At 43.3% G+C, this 18739-nt stretch carries 18 protein-coding genes; 8 read left to right on the top strand and 10 right to left on the bottom strand.

All coding sequences use genetic code 11. The annotated features are described in order from the left end of the window. Positions 1-134 precede the first annotated feature (134 nt). From SLH46_RS19365 to SLH46_RS19335, 7 genes are all read left to right on the top strand, one after another. Complete coding sequence (locus SLH46_RS19365) at positions 135-1394, top strand: hypothetical protein (protein WP_320282875.1); 1260 nt, start codon at positions 135-137, stop codon at positions 1392-1394. Positions 1395-1409: 15 nt separating this feature from the next. Continuing rightward, positions 1410-2537 carry an imelysin family protein gene (locus SLH46_RS19360; RefSeq protein WP_320282874.1) on the top strand — a complete coding sequence of 376 codons (1128 nt, stop codon included), beginning with the start codon at positions 1410-1412 and terminating at the stop codon, positions 2535-2537. Positions 2538-2570: 33 nt separating this feature from the next. Next, the gene (locus tag SLH46_RS19355) at positions 2571-4028 is read left to right on the top strand and encodes a di-heme oxidoredictase family protein (protein ID WP_320282873.1); all 1458 of its coding nucleotides are present in this window, start codon (positions 2571-2573) and stop codon (positions 4026-4028) included. 6 nt (positions 4029-4034) lie between these two features. Continuing rightward, entirely contained in the window at positions 4035-4376 is a 342-nt protein-coding gene (locus SLH46_RS19350) for a hypothetical protein (protein ID WP_320282872.1), read from the top strand. 49 nt (positions 4377-4425) lie between these two features. Continuing rightward, a complete protein-coding gene (locus tag SLH46_RS19345; protein WP_320282871.1) occupies positions 4426-5814 on the top strand; it encodes a di-heme oxidoreductase family protein in 1389 nt (462 codons plus the stop codon). A gap of 20 nt (positions 5815-5834) precedes the next feature. Further along, positions 5835-6689 (top strand): hypothetical protein, encoded by an 855-nt coding sequence (locus SLH46_RS19340; protein ID WP_320282870.1) that lies wholly within the window; start codon positions 5835-5837, stop codon positions 6687-6689. 281 nt (positions 6690-6970) lie between these two features. After that, positions 6971-8149, top strand: a complete 1179-nt coding sequence (locus SLH46_RS19335) for an MFS transporter (protein ID WP_320282869.1) — start codon at positions 6971-6973, stop codon at positions 8147-8149. A 77-nt stretch (positions 8150-8226) separates the two neighbouring features. Here the strand turns inward: SLH46_RS19335 and SLH46_RS19330 are convergent, their stop codons facing one another. The 8 genes from SLH46_RS19330 to SLH46_RS19295 all read right to left on the bottom strand — a co-directional run bounded on the left by SLH46_RS19330 (position 8227) and on the right by SLH46_RS19295 (position 15665). Beyond that, complete coding sequence (locus SLH46_RS19330) at positions 8227-8931, bottom strand: queuosine precursor transporter (RefSeq protein WP_320282868.1); 705 nt, start codon at positions 8929-8931, stop codon at positions 8227-8229. Positions 8932-9041: 110 nt separating this feature from the next. Then, positions 9042-10115, bottom strand: coding sequence for a family 10 glycosylhydrolase (locus SLH46_RS19325; RefSeq protein ID WP_320282867.1), 1074 nt, complete (start codon positions 10113-10115; stop codon positions 9042-9044). An 11-nt stretch (positions 10116-10126) separates the two neighbouring features. Next, positions 10127-11173 carry a carbohydrate-binding family 9-like protein gene (locus SLH46_RS19320; protein ID WP_320282866.1) on the bottom strand — a complete coding sequence of 349 codons (1047 nt, stop codon included), beginning with the start codon at positions 11171-11173 and terminating at the stop codon, positions 10127-10129. Positions 11174-11325: 152 nt separating this feature from the next. After that, positions 11326-11799 carry a methylglyoxal synthase gene (locus SLH46_RS19315; RefSeq protein WP_320282865.1) on the bottom strand — a complete coding sequence of 158 codons (474 nt, stop codon included), beginning with the start codon at positions 11797-11799 and terminating at the stop codon, positions 11326-11328. 183 nt (positions 11800-11982) lie between these two features. After that, on the bottom strand, positions 11983-13365 hold the full coding sequence (gene glmM / locus SLH46_RS19310; RefSeq protein WP_320282864.1) for a phosphoglucosamine mutase: 1383 nt from the start codon (positions 13363-13365) through the stop codon (positions 11983-11985). An 80-nt stretch (positions 13366-13445) separates the two neighbouring features. Next, entirely contained in the window at positions 13446-14123 is a 678-nt protein-coding gene (locus SLH46_RS19305) for a hypothetical protein (RefSeq protein WP_320282863.1), read from the bottom strand. 5 nt (positions 14124-14128) lie between these two features. Further along, positions 14129-14617 (bottom strand): RNA polymerase sigma factor, encoded by a 489-nt coding sequence (locus SLH46_RS19300; protein WP_320282862.1) that lies wholly within the window; start codon positions 14615-14617, stop codon positions 14129-14131. 112 nt (positions 14618-14729) lie between these two features. Continuing rightward, positions 14730-15665 carry a pseudouridine synthase gene (locus SLH46_RS19295; RefSeq protein ID WP_320282861.1) on the bottom strand — a complete coding sequence of 312 codons (936 nt, stop codon included), beginning with the start codon at positions 15663-15665 and terminating at the stop codon, positions 14730-14732. 100 nt (positions 15666-15765) lie between these two features. Here SLH46_RS19295 and SLH46_RS19290 point away from each other — a divergent pair, with 100 nt between their 5' ends. Further along, positions 15766-16536 carry a TIGR00266 family protein gene (locus SLH46_RS19290; RefSeq protein ID WP_320282860.1) on the top strand — a complete coding sequence of 257 codons (771 nt, stop codon included), beginning with the start codon at positions 15766-15768 and terminating at the stop codon, positions 16534-16536. A 116-nt stretch (positions 16537-16652) separates the two neighbouring features. Here the strand turns inward: SLH46_RS19290 and SLH46_RS19285 are convergent, their stop codons facing one another. Together SLH46_RS19285 and SLH46_RS19280 are read right to left on the bottom strand one after the other, a co-directional pair. Beyond that, a complete protein-coding gene (locus tag SLH46_RS19285; RefSeq protein ID WP_320282859.1) occupies positions 16653-17252 on the bottom strand; it encodes a helix-turn-helix domain-containing protein in 600 nt (199 codons plus the stop codon). 157 nt (positions 17253-17409) lie between these two features. Beyond that, a complete protein-coding gene (locus SLH46_RS19280) occupies positions 17410-18732 on the bottom strand; it encodes a deoxyguanosinetriphosphate triphosphohydrolase (RefSeq protein ID WP_320282858.1) in 1323 nt (440 codons plus the stop codon). Positions 18733-18739: the final 7 nt, after the last annotated feature.

Raw genomic sequence — 18739 nt, 5'->3', positions numbered from 1 at the left:
TTTTTTATTGTTGAATATTTTGTTTCTTCTAATACTTACTGGTTTTAGCCGTGTTTTACGTGCAAAAAATCCCAAATAAATGGGATTGTTCAGTACTGAGTGACCCTCTAATTTTGACCCAAAACTATTATTCTATGAAATTAGTCACTCTGTTACTGGCTATCGTCCTACTTTGTTTAGGACAAAATAGCTTTGCACAAACCGAAGAAAAAAAAACTTCGCGCCTGACTTTTGGAGGTTACGGCGAAGTGGTTTACCGCCATTTCGATTACACCGACGATTTTAACCGCTACACCTACCCTGAGAATTTTACGGAAAGAGTAAGCCGCGGACAAACCGATATTCCTCACCTGGTTTTTAATGTGACATACGACTTTGGTAAAGGCTGGAAAGTAAGCAGCGAGATTGAATTCGAACACGGTGGCGTTGGTTCCGAAATGGAAATTGAAGCCGAAGAATTTGGCGAGTACGAAACCGAAGTTGAAAAAGGCGGCGAAGTGATCCTGGAACAATTCTGGATCGAAAAAAGCTTTAGTTCGCGTTTTAATATTCGTGCCGGTCACATTATCGTTCCGGTTGGATCGACCAATTATGGCCACCTGCCGACGGAATATTTCACGGTAATGCGCCCCGAAGGAGAAAGTACGATCATTCCGCAAACCTGGCACGAAAACGGGATCAGTATCCATGGTCGTCTGCGTATGTGGGATTACGATTTTCAGTTGGTGAACGGTTTGGATGTTGATGCTTTTGGATCATCAAATTGGGTGAACGGCGGAAGTATTTCTCCCTACGAATATAAACTGGCAACCAGCATGGCCGGTGCGTTCAGGATCAATAATTATTCTGTAAACGGCCTTCGCATTGGACTGAGTGGTTATGCAGGAAACAGCGCCGGCAACAGTCTGAAAGCCGATCGTTACGACGGTTTGAAAGGAACGGTACTGATCGGTTCTGCCGATGCCGAATACCGCTCGCAAAACCTGATCGCACGTTCTGCTGTGATTTATGGCAATCTTTCAGAGTCCGCAGAAATTTCAAAGATCAATAAAAGTTTGCCGTCAGCGGCACCTTCTCCTCATACCGATGTTGCTAAAAATGCCGCGTCGTTTATGGTGGAAGCAGGTTACAATGTACTTTCGTTTTTCCCGCAAGCTGAGGGCCAGCTTTATACCTTTCTGCATTACACCTATTACAATTCGATGCAAAATACAGTAAGCACCATGTTGGCCGATGCCCGTTACAAACGACAGCTTTATACGCTGGGGCTCAACTATTATCCCATACCACAAATCGCATTAAAAGCCGAATACAGCATGCGCGTGTTCGACAAACCATATAATCAGGAAAATACACTAAGTCTGGGAGTTACTTTTTCAGGCATGTTCAATTAATTCAAAATAATTACCATGAAAAAATTTAATCCATTTCTATTTCTCACCGGCGGGTTAGCGCTATTTACGGTTGCTTGTTCAGAAAACGACGATGCTACTGATACTGACCTGCAAGACGCAAAAGTCACTGAGGTAATCACCGATTACACCAATCTTACAGTGATCAAAACTTACGAAAACATGGCCAGCAATGCCATTTCTCTGGTTGATGTCATTCAGAATTTCAGTGCTGAATTAAGCGATGCTGAAGTTGAAGCAGCAGCTGAAGCCTGGAAAGACACCCGTGAATACTGGGAAAAAAGCGAGGCCTTTTTGTTTGGTCCGGCAGCTTTCAATAACCTCGATCCGCTGCTTGACTCGTGGCCACTTGATAAAGACCAGCTCGACCAGGTTCTTGCCGATGTTGAAGCCGAAAAGATCGCTATGAGTTCTGACTATGTTCGCAACAGCCTGGGTGCTTCGCTCCGCGGATTTCACGCAGTTGAATATTTGTTGTTCCGTGATGGTGCAGCCCGAACTGCATCCAGCTTTTCGGTAGCCGAATTGACTTACCTTGAAGCCGTAGCACAGGTTCTTGCTGAAGACTGCACAACATTGGAAGCATGGTGGAGCGGAACAGAATATCTTACAACTGAAAAGCAAGCTTTGCTTGAAGCTGCTGAACTTGAAGTGGGAGATGCTTTTGGAAACGAGTTGATTAATGCCGGATTAAGTGGAAGCCGCTATGTTTCGCAATATGCAGCGCTGGAAGAAATTATTCAGGGCGCCATGGACATTGCCGACGAAGTAGGGAATGCAAAAATCGCAGATCCAGTGGAATCAGGAAACGTACTGGATGTAGAATCGTGGTATAGCTGGAATTCACTCACCGACTTTGTGAATAACATCAATAGCATCGAAAATGCATACCTCGGAGGTTTGTCGGAAAACGAAAGAGGAGCCAGTCTTTCCGATCTTGTAAAAGCTGAATCAGCTGAACTCGACGAAGAAATTAAAGCAAGCATTACGAAAGCTAAAGATGAGATTAGCAACATCGGAATGCCGTTCCGTAACAACCTTTCGAATACTACCGCAACCGACGCCGCCACTGAAGCCTGTAACGAACTGTTTACTTCACTGAAAAAGGTGAAAGACATTCTATAACATTCAAAAAAATCAAAAATCAACCACGACTAGATGAAAACGAAAAATCAACCCAAAAAAGGAGGACTTCTGCTGGCAGCCGCACTAAGTGTGGGATGCCTGATTAGTTCCTGCACCAAAGACCCGGTTCTTGTTGAAGAACTGGAGGATAACGGCACCCTTTCGGAAGAGTATTACGCCGGAGGTTTAAACGGAACGGTTTTTAACGAAACCTCTCGTTGTTTTGAACAGCCATCACCGGCCATTAGCAATCAGAACGCTTTTCTGAATGGGGAGTCATTTTTTGAGAACCGTTTTGTTACAGGGAGCGATGCGCCGTTCAGCGGATTGGGGCCTGTTTATATAAAAACTTCGTGTATTTCATGTCATCCGGGATATGGAAGAGGCAAACGAACCGATCGCCTGTCAACCGATCATGCGAACGGCTACATTGCATTCGTCCACAATCCCGATGGTTCAATTGTGGAGGGATTTACTGTTATGTTGCAAATTCATGCAGTAGATCCCTACATTCCTCCGGCACAGGACGTGCTCATTCACTGGAACGAATTTGTGGATGAATACGGGAATAAATACCCCGACGGTACACCATACAACCAGGGGAAAACCACTGAAGGATCATTGTCATATCCAACTGCCGAGATGGTTGGCTGTATTATGGATCTGCCTGAAGATTACCAGGTTTCGGTTGAAGCAACGATCGGAATTTACGGAACCGGGTTGCTTGATGCGATCAAAGACGAGGATATTATAGCAGAATACAATCGTCAGCAAGCCATGGAAGGACCAATTAAAGGCCAGCATGGGAAATGGATAACCGAAGCTTTTGACGGGAAACCGCACCTGGGAAAATTTACCTGGCATTGTAGCCGCGCGACCCTACAAAATGGTCCGGGATTTAATGGTATTTACAGCATCTCGAATATTACCCGGGCTGACAAACCAACGCTTTATGCCACAAAACAGTGGATTGAAAAACAACACGAGCTTGGTATCGATACAACCGGTCTGCATGCCACACAACCGATTGAAATGCATGCCGGTGACATGTCCGATTTTATGCTTTGGCATCGCGGGCTGGCAGTTCCTGCGGCTCGAAATCTTGATGACGAAGAGGTGCTACAAGGTAAAAACCTTTTTTATGAAGGGAAATGTGCCGAGTGTCACAAGCCGTCCTGGACAACAGGTGAATACGCACACATACCCGGTTATTCGAATCAGAAAATCAGGCCTTACACCGATTTGCTGATGCACGACATGGGAGATGAAAACAAAGGCAGATTCCGTACCTACAGAACTCCGCCGCTATGGGGAAAAGGATTGATGGAAAAAGCGGCCGATCATACGCACATGTTTCACGATTTACGAGCACGTGATTTTGAAGAAGCTATTTTATGGCACTTTGGCGAAGCTGAAGAAGCCCGTGAATTTTTCCGGAATCTGACCAAAGAGAACCGGGATGCACTGATCAAATTTTGTACATCAATTTAAATAAAAATGAAGCATCTGAAATATCTGGGAATTATTGCTGCATGCATTTTTTTGTATTCGTGCAGCAAGTCGGAGGAAAGTGACGAGATCTCATTCTCATCCGATATTGCCGGCTTTCTGGAAAATAGTTGCACTGCCTGTCACTATGGTGGCCGGCAGTCGCCTGATTTAAGGGAGCAATACGCTTACAATGCCCTGATCGACGGTGAATATGTTCTTCCGGGCAACTCAGCTGACAGTCCGCTAGTGCAACAGCTTGAAAGCGGACATCCCTCCGCAGGACATCTTACGCAAAGTCAAATTGATCAGGTAAAATTGTGGATTGATCAGGGAGCAGTAAATAACTAAGAAATCAATTTTGAATAGTTGATTTCACACACAAAAAAGTATTATGAAAATGTTTTTCAGACATCTTACCTCACCGCGAAACGGACTTTTACTATTGTTCGTTTTGGCTATGTTCGGCTGTACAAAAGAGGACGGCCAGCTGCAAAAAATTGAAGGTGAACTGGCAGGTGGTGCCACGACCATTTACATGCAAAGCAGCAAGGCTTTTTCAACGCCGGCGCCTAATTTATCGCAGGAAGGGCTTGAAAAACATTTGGATGGAGATGTTGCATTTGAAGCCATTTTTGTTTCGGGTCACGCTCCGGTAAACGGGGGACTGGGGCCTGTTTTCAACCACAACTCCTGCGCGGGTTGCCACGTTACTGATGGGCGTGCTGCGCCACCGTCGAATATCAACGACATGAGCGGCTTCTTTTTCAAAATAAGCGTGGAAGGTGAAGATGAACACGGCGGTCCGGCACCGGTTCCGGGTTTTGGTACGCAGTTGCAGCACCAGTCGATTTACGGTTATCAAAAGGAAGCTATGCTGGCAGTTACTTACGAAGAATTTGATGAAATGCTGGCCGATGGCACGGTGGTCACACTTCGGAAGCCGGTTTACGGAATTGAAAATCCATACACATCGATGCCTTCGGAAGTGATGATCTCACCAAGAATTGCAATGCCGGTTTTTGGACTGGGACTGTTGGAAGCAATTCCTGAGTCGGATATTCTGGCGCTTGCCGATGAAAACGACAGCGATGACGACGGGATTTCGGGAAAACCAAATTACGTGTGGGATCCTGCCAACAAAAGAATTGCTTTGGGACGATTTGGATGGAAAGCTGGTGCTCCGAGTGTGCTGGTACAAAGTGCAGGCGCTTACAACGAAGACATGGGAATTACAAATCCGATCCGCCCAATAGAAAGTTCCTACGGACAAAGTAACGGCGAAACAGAGCTTTCTGATTCTACGGAGATCGATATGAAAGTTCTGGAGGATGTAACTTATTATTCGCTGACTCTGGCAGTACCTGCAGCGCGAAACTTTGATGATCCAACGGTTATAAAAGGACGTAAGGTTTTTGAGAAACTCAATTGCACTGCCTGCCACACACCATCGTTTACCACCGGAACACTGGAAGGCGTTCCCGAAGTTAGCGGACAGATCATTTACCCGTACACCGACATGTTGTTGCATGACATGGGCGACGGGCTAGCCGACAACCGCCCGGAATTTAAGGCGGATGGAAAAGAATGGAAAACGCGTCCGTTGTGGGGACTTGGACTTACCAATGTGACTAGTGGGCACACCACCCTTTTGCACGACGGCCGGGCACGCAGCATCACCGAAGCCATTTTGTGGCACGATGGCGAAGCCAAAGATTCTAAAGATGATTTTAAAGCGCTAAGCACAGCAGATCGTGAAGCACTGCTCGAATTTCTAAATGCACTCTAATGAAATGGATGCCCGTCATAATGAGTATTTTATTTTCGCTTGTTTCGAATTTTAATGACAAGGAAAATGGAGTAAAACCTGAAGCTTATCCGCTTTATGCAGGCAAGGTTCAGCTTTCTTCATCGTCGCTAAAAGATGACAGCACGAAACTGGTATCCGACGTAGCTGGAAATCCACTCTTCTATAGCCGCGAAGTATTAACAGAAGCCTGCGAAACCGGAGTTTGTTACCCAATTCAACTCACCCTATTTTGGGATTATGCCGGAAGTTTCCTTGGATTTTCAGTTCCCGCTGAATTTCCACTAACCAAAGATGGGCATAAAGAATTCAGCGAGCTGGATTATTTTCTGCTGTTTACCTTGCTGAATCATCCCGATTCAAAAATCAGCAAATTCACAAAAAGGGACCTGGTTAAAGTCAACCAGAAAAAGCAGGACGAAAGCGATGCAGTGAGCGGAGCAACCATAAAAGTCAGCAATGAAACGCTGGTAAGCGGCGCTGCATTTACCTGCCTGTCTTTGTGGAATATCGTCAATAAAAACACGGAAAACCTTGATCCTAAGAATTTCGAAAGAACAACTTCAGTCAGCATTTCTACTGAAGATTTAGACTCTAAGCTTTCGAGCCTGAAAAACTTGTCAGTAGGGGAACTTGCTCTGCTTTTGCAACAAGCACAAAATGAAAAACTACTGCGTAAATTTGAGATTCAGATGCAGTTGGTGAACCAGTTGGAAGGACTACCTGCGTTACAAAGCCTGATCATCAGCAATTACCTGAACCGCGAAAAATACCTTTATCCCGAGGCGAACGAAGTGCTCAAAAAGGATAAAAAAATTGCAGCATGTTTTTTGGGGATGACTCATTTCGGATCGTAAAAATTGTCAGCCTTATTTATTGCACCGTCTTTTAAGGCGGTGATTGTCAGTTTTCTTAGCAGGTGATTTTTAAAGATTTTTGCATTTTGAATTTTACAAAAATCTTTAAAAATCTTAGTCTTTCATACCTTTATTTACACCGCTCTAAAGAACGGTGCAATAAATATCATTCCCTTAAATTCCCTGGTATTAAAAGAATCCTTCCTTATATACAAGCACCAACGATTAAGTTTGTGCTCCGGTCATTTTTAGTACATTTGAAAGGATTCAAACTGTACAAAATGTCCGAAGCGTCCGTTTTTAAAAACAAAAACCTCTACATTATTTTTGGCGTTACACTCATCGCCATGATGGGTGTCGCCAGCATCACACCAGCCTTTCCTGATATTATCCGTTACTTCGACATCAGTCCGCAACAGGTAGGAGGTTTGATAGTGGCCTTCACACTGCCGGGCATTTTTCTTACTCCGTTCACCGGCATACTGGCTGACCGTTATGGACGGAAGATCGTGCTGATTCCTTCACTGTTTCTTTTTGGGATTGCAGGTTTTGCCTGTATGTTCACCAAAGATTTTTACTGGCTGATGGTGCTGCGTTTTTTACAGGGAATTGGAGCCAGCTCGCTTTCGAGTATGAACATCACACTCGTTGGCGATTTGTTTGAAGGGAAGCAGCGAACTTCAGTTATGGGCTACAACGCCAGCGTCCTGAGCATTGCAACAGCATCGTATCCGGCGCTGGGAGGAGTTATCGCCATTTGGGGCTGGCAATACATTTTTGCACTTCCGCTTTTGGCAATTCCACTGGGTTTTGTGGTTATGCGTGGACTGAATATTCAGAAACCAAGTGGAAACATGCACCTGCGTACCTACTTTGGCCGCGTGTGGCAAACCATTAATCAGCGGACGGTTTGGGGCCTGCTTCTCGTAAATTTCATCCTGTTTATCATCCTTTACGGAACTTATCTCACTTATTTTCCATTGATGATGGAACACCGAATGGGATCGGATTCGTACCACATTGGATTGATGATGTCGCTGATGTCGGTAACCACCGCGATTATGAGTTCGCAACTTGGAAGATTGAACCGCTTACTGGGACAAAAACGACAGCTGATAATTGGTAGCATTGGCTATTTTACAGCTTCAATTTTGATGCTGTTTGCGAACGATTATTTATCGCTGGCACTTGCAGTAGTAGTATTTGGTTTTGGCCACGGGATCACGATTCCTTCCATTCAAAATATGATGGTAGGTTTTGCTGCCATTAACGAGCGCGCTGCATTTATGTCGCTTAACTCGATGGTGTTGCGTGGCGGACAAACTGCCGGTCCGTTGCTGGTGGGTACCATTTATGCTTTTTCGGGATTGAATGCCACTTTTTTAACCGGGGCGGTTATGGCGGTTATTATGCTGGTACTGATTTATTTGATGGTTCAGGTAAAAAAAAGTGAAGGTTAATTTAGACGTAATGATAAAAAAATGGCATCTGTCGATTTTTTAAACAGATGCCATTTTTCAAAAAACCAATTACGCGATTACTCCATCCAGAAACGATCACGTTTGTAAATCTTCTTACTCCAATAGACAAAAGGCGTATCGGCAGCTGCAACAACCCATTTTAATAAGTAGGTAGTTATAAAGATTTCAAAAAGAACAGCCCACTCGTATTCACCCCAAAAGGCAATGGCAACAAAAACCACGCTGTCGATCAGTTGGGAGATCATTGTACTGAGGTTGTTACGCAGCCAGATTTGATTGTCTTTTGAAAAACGTTTTCTCCAGAAATGATAAGCCCAAACATCGTGGCGCTGCGACAAAAGATAAGCAGCTAAACTTGCAATGGCAATACGAGGCATCAAACTAAAAATGGTGCTGGTGGCTTCGTGTGTTATGCCTGCAAATTCGTCGCCTTCTAACGGAAGAAACTCCAAAGCCAGATTCATAAGTAAAGTCATCGAGATAAGACTAAAGAACCCGATCCACACCGCTTTTTTTGCCTCCTCTTTTCCGTAGTTTTCCGATAAAATATCGGTAACCAAAAACGAGGTGGCGTAGACAATATTACCAAGTGTGGCCACCATGCCAAACAGTTGAACGGTTTGGATTACCTGGATATTTGCAACGATTACCGAGATCGGAATCCACATTACAAGTCCCCATTTTCCGAATAAACGGTAGGCTAAAATAATCAGCAGAAAGTTTGCCAGCAGCATCGCCAGCCATAAGATTTCATTTTGCATTTTTTTATTCTTTAAGTGCAGGGTTATGCCACCTGCTAAATTAATACTCAAAATTTTGGCCTGCAAAAGTAATGGAAAAAGCTGAAAATCAAAAAGCAAGCTCAACAACCTTATATTGATGCTCTTTTAAGAATGCTCAAAGTCTTTTCATCAACCTTGCCAAACAACGAAACACCCGACGCTCCGTTTGCAATGGCCACTTTTATCCCTTCTTCCAGCTCTTCGTCCGATTTAAAATCGGGTAAAAACAAACCGGCATAAATCGGGAATTTTCCACAGAGGAAATGTATGCCTTCCTCAACAGCATCGCCAATCCAACTCACTGTTTCGCGATAAAAACCGTGATAGATCATCGGACAAACTCCATCTAGGTTCCAGTTTGTCCAGTCCTGACGCACAATTCGGCGTGCAATTTCAGGTGTTGGGAAAACTGCTGCAGTAATTGGTTTATTGTATGAGTGTGCAATATCTGACAGGTGATTTACAATGTTGTTCACCTGCTCGTAACGGTATTTTCGCCATGCCGGACTTTGGTCAGGATGTTCCATCTCCAACGGATCTTTACCCGTTTTCTTTTTGAAATTCTCGCGGCAGGTGTCGCAATAGCAAAAATCGTATTCAGGCAGCTCTTTGCTTTGGTCAATTCCGTAATTGTCCCAAAGGTTTACCGGCAGAATTACATCGCAATAACGCACATAATCGAGGTGCAGGCCGTCAACATAATCTTTTTCCAGAATTTCTTTCGAGCGTTGGGTCAGGTATTCTTTTACTTCCGGTTTCGATGGACACAACCAGCGGTAGTAACCAACGTATGGCGGATTGGTTGCACATGATTTTCCGTCGCGGCTTACGGCATACCATTCAGGATGGCTTTCAAGCAGCTTTTTTTCTCCACGGTTCATAGTCCACATCCATCGGTGTGTTTCCAGCCCTGATTTTTTAGCTATGCGAAAATGGCGTTCGCTGTCGTGCTCGAAAAACATACCGCGCACACCGGCCGCAAAATAACTGCTGTATTTTTTTTCCAGGTCTTCGTCGCTTTCTTCGTGGTTTGGATTTTCCCAAACCCAGTGTTTTAATTTCTGGTCGGCAGCTGATGGTTTTGTTTCGTTGGCACTGGCGCTTGCTACTGAAAGACCCATTCCGGCCAGCATGGTGGTTTTTATAAAATCTCGTTTATTCATAGCCAAACTGATTAGTCGTGTTTCTGTAGTAATCCATCCTGATTGATAGAGATCATCAACCCATTGTTGGTTTTTAGAGTTGCAGTAAAAGCACTTCCGGTGCTCGTTAAGTCCAGCGAGAAATTGGTGTTGTTCTCTTTACCGTTTTGTTCGATGCCAAGTTGAGTAAGCTCTGAAAAAAACTTTTTGTGTTCTTTATGATAGTCGCGCTGTGCATAATATACATGCCACAGGTGGCGAGCCAACAATTCTTCTTCGGGTATTGGAAATGAAGCCTGCGTTGTTTTCGGAAATTCAGACGAAAACTGAATCAATCCCCAACGCTCCGGGAAATGCATATTTATCACTCCCTGCGGACTCCAAACCCAGTTATCTTCAGAAATTAATTTGCCGTCGTCGTTTGTTTTCCGGGTGTATTTCCCGTCAATTATTTCGGTTTGCCACTGTACCCGTGAGAAATTGATCTTCCAGAAATCACCTTCTTTAGGTTGAATAAAATCGCCGTCGGCGGTAAGCGATGAAAATGGAATGGCCATTTCAACGCACCATTTTTTGTCGGTGTCGGTCGGCTCGTTCAGCGTTCCATCAAGGTGAATCGCACTTTTAAAACCTTTGGCGTTCCACTCAATATCAGGCTGTCCTCCGTTACGGTATGGTTTATTCAGAAAAAGATCGAACAAAGTATTTTGGGCGTTCACCTCAAATTCGTAATAATCGTGTGTGTTGCAATCCGGATCGATAAACACTTCAAAATCATTTTCGTGGAAAACAATCATATCCTGCTTATCGTAGTACGCCCAAATATGTTCTTCTTCTAATTCAGCAAAAATGTACAGGTTGGCATCGTCCCACAGCATTTTAATCCGCGTGCGAAAAGCTGGTTGTGGCATGTCTGCGCCTTGAATGTCTATGAAATCAGAAGTCCATGCAGCATTTTGCCAGTCCGGTTCATCGGCTAAACCGTCAATGTTAATGGTATTGTTGCTTTTTCCTGTAGTGTAAGTATTTGGAGTTGTAAACAAATGGGCATATTTTCCCCATTGTTCTTGTGCTCCCAAATTCAAATTACTGATTATAAAAAGAGTAAGGAGGAGTGTATTCCTGATAATTCGCATAAACTTAATCACTATTAATGTCGGACATTTGCGACAAAAATATCGAAAAAATTATCAAGAATGCCTTTGCTTTTTAAAAATATTAGAAATGAATTCTATTTCATATCAACGTCACGTGCAATGTATTCGCCATAATCTTTGATGATCGGGTCGTATTGCTCGTGAAATAATTCTGATGTAACCATAAAATCAGCCGTTGAACGATTCGATGCTGTTGGAATATTGTATAAAACAGTAATTCGCAACAAGGCTTTTACGTCAACGTCGTGTGGTTGTGGTTGCATCGGATCCCAAAAGAAAATGAGCATATCGATGTTTCCTTCGCAGATCATTGCTCCCAGTTGTTGGTCGCCACCAAGTGGTCCTGACTTCAGGCGGGTTACGGTTGGAGGAACGGTTCCATGCTCATGACAACTTTTTGCAAGTGCTTCTTCTACCATTTTACCGGTTGTTCCGGTGCAGATCAAATCGTGTTGAGCCAGCTCTTTCCAGTTGAAAGACACCCACTCCATAATATCTTTTTTGCGGTTATCGTGTGCTACGATCGCTATATTCTTTTTCGTCTTCATTGTTTTCATATTTCTAATCAGAATTTAGTATACTCCGATTATTGTTTTCGGTTCAAATGTAGATTGTTTTTAAATAAGGAAATATAGAAAATATGTTTTATAACATAAATTTAGCTCAAATTTAATTAATGCTCCAATTTCCAAAAGGTTGCTTAACATTTGAGTAACGTTCTGTAGTTGAGCTTACAAAAGGTTTTTCATTTCGTCGATCATTTGCTGAGCCAGCTTATCAGCTTCTTCACTTGATTTCGCCTCGGCATAAATCCTGATGATCGGTTCGGTATTCGATTTTCGTAAATGCACCCACGATTCAGCAAAATCGATCTTTACACCGTCGGTTGCTGTAACTTCTTCGTGCGCATACTTTTCTTTCATACTTACAAGAATTCCATCAACATCAATTTCAGGTGTTAGTTCAATTTTGTTTTTTGAGATGAAATAGTCGGGGTAGGTTTTACGCAACTCGGAACATTTATGGCCTGATTTTGCCAAATGTGAAAGGAAAAGTGCAGCTCCAACCAGTGCGTCGCGACCACTGTGACTGGCAGGATAAATAATTCCGCCGTTTCCTTCACCGCCGATGATGGCATTAGTTTCGCGCATTTTGGCTACTACATTTACTTCGCCAACCATTCCGGCTGAATAGCTTTGGCCATGTTTTTCAGTCACATCGCGTAATGCACGGCTAGATGACAGATTGGAAACCGTGTTTCCCGGTGTCTGGCTCAATACATAATCGGCAACAGCTACCAGCGTGTATTCTTCGTTGAACATGCTGCCGTCTTCGTTAATGATCACCAGTCGGTCTACATCCGGATCGACAACAAAACCAACGTCAACTTTATTGTTTTTGATTATTTCAGCAGTTTCAACCAGGTTTTCCGGAATCGGTTCCGGAGTGTGTGCGAAATGCCCTGTTGGTTCGCAGTTTATTTCAACAACAGTTGCAATGTCAAGGGCTTTAAAAAGTGCCGGCATGGCAACTCCACCAACCGAGTTTACTGCATCAACAGCCACCGAGAAATTGGCTTTTTTTATGGCTTCTACATCAACCAGATCAAGATCCAAAACGTGTTGTACATGAATATCGGTATAGTCTTTTTCAACTACAGTTCCCAGGTCATCAACTTCAGCAAAGCAGAAATCTTCAGCATCAGCAAGAGCCAAAACTTTTGCTCCTTCTTCTGCATCGAGAAATTCACCCGCAGCATTCAGCAGTTTTAAGGCATTCCATTGTTTTGGATTATGACTGGCTGTAAGAATAATTCCGCCATCGGCTTTTTCTTCTGTAACTGCGATTTCGGTTGTTGGCGTGGTTGCCAGCCCGATGTTCACTACATTACAACCCATTCCAGAAAGCGTTGAAACAACGATCGATGCTACCATTTCACCCGAAATTCGTGCATCGCGCCCAACCACTACGGTAATCTTTTCTTTGTTTGCTTTTTGTTTGGCCCAGGTGGCGTAGGCTGCAGTAAATTTAACCAGATCAAGTGGGCTTAATCCGTCGCCCGGTTTTCCTCCAATAGTACCTCGTATTCCCGAGATCGATTTTATTAATGTCATAATCTAATGTTCAGTTTGAGGTGTAAAGATAGAAAGTCGATTCTGAATTAAGGGGTAAAACGATAAGATTGTCAACCGATTTAATCCAATTCTTCCAGTTCGAGTAAGGTGGCTTTTAGTTTTTTGATGTAGTTGCCGTATAATCTTCGAAATCCCCAGCGTAGGAAAAGAAATATGCCACCTCCAAAAAGAACCACAAGAATGATCGTGATTACAACCGCCAAAATGATTTGGCCGGTTTCAATGTCGGATAAATGCATTCCTTGTGCTTCTGCGTTGTATTCGGTGCCAATGAACATTCCCGTAATAAAAGCGGAAGCCATTGCCAGCAACAAACTCGCTAAAGCGAGATAAAACAAGCGTTGATAAAGAGTAAGCGTTTCAATGATTTTTTTAAGTGTGCCTTTCAGGTCGCAAGCCACGTCGCACTGACGTTTAACGCGGTAATATTTAATCACAAAATACAGGAAAGTTGTAACGATGAGTACGTTGCCAAAAACGGCCAAAAACAACACCCAGTTCGGTATAGGCGTTTCGCTGTAATACTTTTCAATGGTTTCAGGCGAAAAAATAAAATCGTCGAAAGTAAACAGCAGGATCAAACCCAGTAAAACAACAAACCCAACTTTTATATTTCGGTCAATCCGATCGATCAGACTTTTGGTACGTCTACTGAGCATAGTGTGCAACTGGTGTTCGTCCAGTTCCTTGGAGGGGGTCATTTTGCTCCATGTTTTTTTCAGTTCGTTTAATTCCATAACTACTACTCTTCAGTTACCATCAGTTGTTTGAGCTTCTTTTTTATCCGGTTCATTTTCACCCGCACATAGTTTTGGGTGATGCCGGTAATCTCAGCAATTTCCTCGTACTTTTTGTTTTCGAGGTACAGCAGCACAATTGACTTTTCAATTCCGGTAAGCTGCTGAATGGCTTTGTGTAATACTTTTATATTCTCTTCGGTTTCGGTATCGTACTTTTCATCTTCAATCTGAAAATTCTCGTACGTTAGGCTACTTCGGTCGGGTCTTCTTTTACTTTTTTTGAACGTTGTGATCGCGGTATTCAGCGCCACTCGGTACATCCACGTAGACACCTTTGATTCTCTTCTGAAGTTGGGGTACGACTTCCAAAGCTGTACCACAATCTCCTGAAACAGATCATTCCGGTCATCTTCCGTGTCGCAATAAATATTGCAGACTTTGTGGATGATGCCCTGGTTTTTCTGGATTATGTGTAAGAATTCCTTTTCCAAAATCGGTTAATTAGTAACTGGTAGTGAGAATAATTACAATCGTTGGTTAACAAATGTTTCGCATGCACATAATTTGAGTTCACCGATAAACGGGATTTTGTGTCCGGATTGCCTACATCATTTTCAGGAATTTAATTTCTTTTTCGGTAAGCAATCTCCATTTTCCGCGAGGCAGATTCTTTTTGGTGAGACCGGCAAAAAGTACACGGTCGAGTTTTTTCACCCGGTAACCAAAGTGCTCGAAAATACGACGAACAATGCGGTTTTTTCCTGAATGAATTTCGATGCCCACTTCGGTTTTGTCATCGGCTTTAATGTAGCTAATTGCATCAGCGGCAATCGGGCCGTCTTCCAACTCAATTCCGTCGGCAATCATATCCATGTGTCCGCGTTCAACAGGTTTATCGAGTGTAACCTGGTACACCTTCTTTTTGTTATGTTTTGGATGTGTTAGTTTTTTCGAAAGGTCGCCGTCGTTTGTAAACAGTAACAAACCGGTTGTATTTCTATCCAATCTTCCAACCGGATAAACACGTTCATCGCAAGCGTCTTTTATCAGATCCATCACAATTTTATCCGCATGCGGATCATCGGTAGTGGTTACGAAATCCTTTGGTTTATTTAGCAAGATATACACTTTGCGCTCGGCTTCAATTTTACGTCCGTCAAAACGAACTTCGTCGCCCGGCAGTACACGAATTCCCAGCTCTGTAACAACTTTTCCGTTGATTGTTACCGCTCCGGCACCGATAAAAGTATCGGCTTCGCGACGCGAACAAACACCGGCATTGGCGATAAAACGGTTTAAGCGCATTCCTTCATCCGAAAGTGTTTTAAGTTTTGGCCCGGGTGCCGTAGTTTCTTTTTTCTTGTCGGCCGGTTTACCATAAGTTTTCCGAGGCTTAAATTCTTTTTTGGGTTCCGATTTTTCAACCACACGTGATTTGCCAATTCGTTTTCCAGAAGGTGTTTTACCCGTACGTTTTGATGTGTTGCCGGATGATTTACCTTGTGAACTGCCCCGGTTGCTGTTGTTATTCTTGCGCATTGCTAAAATTATTTTGTGCAAAGATCGCTAATTTTTCTGATTTGGAATTCTATTTCAGCTAATTCACCTAATTTCGGAGGATAAACATAAAATTAGAGCTATGAATTCGCATGAAATTGATTATAAGATTATTGGTCACGATGTTCAGTTGGTTGAAATTGAATTAGATCCGGGAGAGACAGTAATTGCCGAGGCCGGTGCCATGTTGTACATGGAAGATGGTATCGTGTTTCAGGCCCGAATGGGTGACGGTTCAAGTCCCAGAGCCGGTTTTTTCGACAAGGTGTTATCAGCCGGATCGCGTTTGATTAGCGGTGAGTCGCTGTTTCTGACACACTTTACCAATCAGGGCTGGGGGAAAAAGCACGTGGCATTTTCTGCTCCTTATCCTGGAACAATTATTCCGTTGAATCTCCCCGATTTTGGAGGGAGGATAATCGTTCAAAAAGATGCTTTTTTGTGTGCCGCTTTGGGCACAAAAATCTCGATAACTTTTAACAGAAAACTGGGTGCCGGATTTTTTGGTGGCGAAGGTTTTATTCTTCAGCAGCTGGATGGCGATGGAAAAGCTTTTATCCACGCAGGGGGAACCGTAATTGAAAGACAGCTGAACAACGAAACCTTGCGGGTTGATACCGGTTGTATTGTTGGTTTCGAAACTTCAATCGATTACAGTATTGAACAGGCCGGTAGTTTACGTTCGATGGTATTTGGCGGCGAAGGATTATTCCTGGCCACTTTGCGCGGAACCGGAAAAGTGTGGTTGCAAAGTATGCCTATTCGGAAATTGATTGCTGAGTTATCTCCCGCAGGAGGAAATGCCCGTAAAGAAGCGCGTGGCGGTTTGCTCGATAATTTACTGGAGGGATAATCTTGGTTTGCAGTTTTCAGTTTCAGCCATCAGTGATTAGTTTGTATAAGGCGCTAAACAGTTAGAACTACTTAGCGCCTTATTAATGTAGTTGAGAGTGATGATATGCTATTCAATTATCGGATAATTCGTAGCTGAGGAAAGTATTTTACCTTTCTACCTTCGTTAATTCGAAAAGTATTAGCGATAATCAAAAATAGGTTGTAAACATATAATCCGCCCATCGAAAGAATTTTATAAATAGGATTTCCAAGAACCGACATGGAAATATCTCCCGATTCATTTATACGATAATATGTGCTTGCAATAAAATAAATGTACACCAACAGCAACACAACGGTCCAGAGGATCTGAAAACTCAGAATGCTTTTTGCCAGGTTATCCAGATCTCGCACTTTTCCTTTTTTACTAATCCAGATAACCATCGGAATAACGATTCCGAGCAAAGGGAATAGTAAAAATCCCAGAGCCGATAAATTCAGAGCCATCAATGCACCTTTATCTTCGGTCAGTTTCCAATCACTCAAATCTTCCGGGGCTATATCAAGCGCCTCTGCAAGTCGAACTAGCGTATCTCCGCGCGGTTCTGTTTCACCATTTTCAATGCGTTGAACAGTTCGCAAACTAACACCCGATTTTTCTGCAAGTAATTCCTGTGAAATTCCTTTTCTGTTACGTAAATTTTTAATGTTTTTAGCCAGATTTTGATTACTCATTTTTCAAGTTTTTAAATTGTACCGGCAAAATTATTTTGAGAGTGCATTGTTGATAACGTCAGGCTTACGTCATTATAACGTCATTGTTGTCCGACGACCAAAATCTCTTTTCGAGAAGGATTTTTGCTGTTAACTGAGACTGAAGACTGCGAACTCTCTATACCACTCCGGGTAAACTTATTCCTTTAATTTTTCGATACAGATCGAGTGCAAAAATGTCGGTCATTCCCGATACAAAATCAACTACCGACTGAATTTTCAGGTACACCGAATCTTCGTCGGTTTTAAACTGGCCGGGTAACAGCGACAAGATCCTTTGACTGTATTTATCCTTTTCGTCGGTATTCATAATTGCATCAACAAATTCTTCCAGCAGCGTTCCAATAATTTTGTAACCGGCAATTTCAATCTCAACAACCGAGCGGTGCGCATAAATTTCGCTGAACGAAATGCGCTGAACTTCTTTCATTGCTGCTGCCTGTTTTTCAGGTAGCTGATCGATAAGGCTGCCGGCGAAAGTTCCGGCCATAATTGTTTCGTAATTCGCCTTGAAAATATCGATACAACGGTAAATCAACTCGCCGATAACATTGGCGCGCAGATAGCTAATTTGCTCGTTTACATCGCTTACCTCGGTAAATGTTTTTTGGAAACGTTCAATCCGCTCTTCAGCAAAGAAATTCTGGAAAAGTGTACGGATTCTGTCGTAAGTTAGAATGCCCAGTTTAAAGGCATCTTCCATATCCATAATCTGATAACAAATATCATCGGCGGCCTCCACCAGGTAAACCAGCGGATGACGGGTATAGCTTCCGTCCTCGCGTTGCGCAATTCCAAGTTCTTGGGCAATGTGGTAATAATTTTCTTTGTCTGACTGGAAAAAGCCAAATTTTGGTTTGGTAGCTTTTACCGATTCATACGGGTATTTTACAATGCTGGCCAGCGTTGAGTAGGTTAGGGCAAAACCACCTTCACGTTTGCCGTTAAACTGGTGGGTGAGCGTGCGAAAAGCGTTGGCATTTCCATCAAAACAGGTGAAATCTTTCCATTCGCCTTCCGAAAGTTTGGCCTTGAATTTCTGGCCACTTGCTTTATTGAAATAGTTCGAAATGGCAGCTTCGCCTGAGTGTCCAAATGGCGGATTTCCCAAATCGTGCGCCAGACAAGCTGTAGAAACAATCGTACCAATTTCGTGGATCAGCGGATTGTCCTGATGAATTTTCAACAGGTATTCCGACAATAAATTTCCAAGCGAGCGGCCCACACTTGCCACCTCCAGACTGTGGGTAAGTCGGTTGTGAACAAAAATATGATCGGGTAGCGGAAAAACCTGTGTTTTATTCTGCATCCGGCGAAAAGGCGACGAGAAAATAATCCGGTCGTAATCGCGCTGAAATTGTGTGCGGTCTTCGTTTGATATCGGGCCTGAAGAGCCCTTGCTTCCCAATCTTTTTGGCGAAAGAAGTGTGTTCCAATCCATAGTCTCA

It is taken from the genome of Draconibacterium sp. IB214405 (assembly GCF_033963885.1).
Lineage (GTDB): Bacteria > Bacteroidota > Bacteroidia > Bacteroidales > Prolixibacteraceae > Draconibacterium.
The sequence above is the reverse complement of the archived record's forward strand: the minus strand, read 5'-3'. Positions and strand labels throughout refer to the sequence as shown.